Source organism: Leucobacter alluvii (assembly GCF_039530485.1).
GTDB classification, from domain to species: Bacteria; Actinomycetota; Actinomycetes; order Actinomycetales; family Microbacteriaceae; genus Leucobacter; species Leucobacter alluvii.
Genome location: NZ_BAAAOP010000013.1, coordinates 1 through 1,097 on the forward strand (window position 1 = coordinate 1; position 1,097 = coordinate 1,097).

1 rRNA gene is annotated in these 1,097 nt (G+C 54.3%); it reads right to left on the bottom strand.

Annotated elements, in window-relative coordinates:
- Positions 1-921: ribosomal RNA gene (locus ABFX18_RS14175) — 16S ribosomal RNA — on the bottom strand; the annotation flags it as partial.
- Positions 922-1,097: the final 176 nt, after the last annotated feature.

The window sequence follows — 1,097 nt, forward strand, 5'->3', positions numbered from 1 at the left end:
CTTGTGCGGGCCCCCGTCAATTCCTTTGAGTTTTAGCCTTGCGGCCGTACTCCCCAGGCGGGGAACTTAATGCGTTAGCTACGACACAGAACCCGTGGAACAGGCCCTACATCTAGTTCCCAACGTTTACGGCATGGACTACCAGGGTATCTAATCCTGTTCGCTCCCCATGCTTTCGCTCCTCAGCGTCAGTTACGGCCCAGAGATCTGCCTTCGCCATCGGTGTTCCTCCTGATATCTGCGCATTCCACCGCTACACCAGGAATTCCAATCTCCCCTACCGCACTCTAGCTTGCCCGTACCCACTGCAGGCCAGAGGTTGAGCCTCTGGTTTTCACAGCAGACGCGACAAGCCGCCTACGAGCTCTTTACGCCCAATAATTCCGGACAACGCTTGCACCCTACGTATTACCGCGGCTGCTGGCACGTAGTTAGCCGGTGCTTTTTCTGCAGGTACCGTCACTTTCGCTTCTTCCCTACTAAAAGAGGTTTACAACCCGAAGGCCGTCATCCCTCACGCGGCGTTGCTGCATCAGGCTTGCGCCCATTGTGCAATATTCCCCACTGCTGCCTCCCGTAGGAGTCTGGGCCGTGTCTCAGTCCCAGTGTGGCCGGTCACCCTCTCAGGCCGGCTACCCGTCGTCGCCATGGTGAGCCATTACCTCACCATCTAGCTGATAGGCCGCGAGTCCATCCCGAACCAAAATTCTTTCCACCTACACACCATGCGGTGATAGGACATATCCAGTATTAGACGCCGTTTCCAGCGCTTATCCCAGAGTTCGGGGCAGGTTACTCACGTGTTACTCACCCGTTCGCCACTCATCCACCCCCAGCAAGCTGGGAGCTTCAGCGTTCGACTTGCATGTGTTAAGCACGCCGCCAGCGTTCGTCCTGAGCCAGGATCAAACTCTCCGTAAAAAACGATTGCCACACGCCCCGGGGAAAAACCGGAACATGCAACGAGTTCAATCTGGCAACAGAACCATCAATACTGACGATTCTTGTTATCCAAAAAAGGAATCTCCCACACCCAGAAACCTGGATGTCGGGGATTATAAATTAAATTGGCATATGACAATTTAAGTGCACACTAT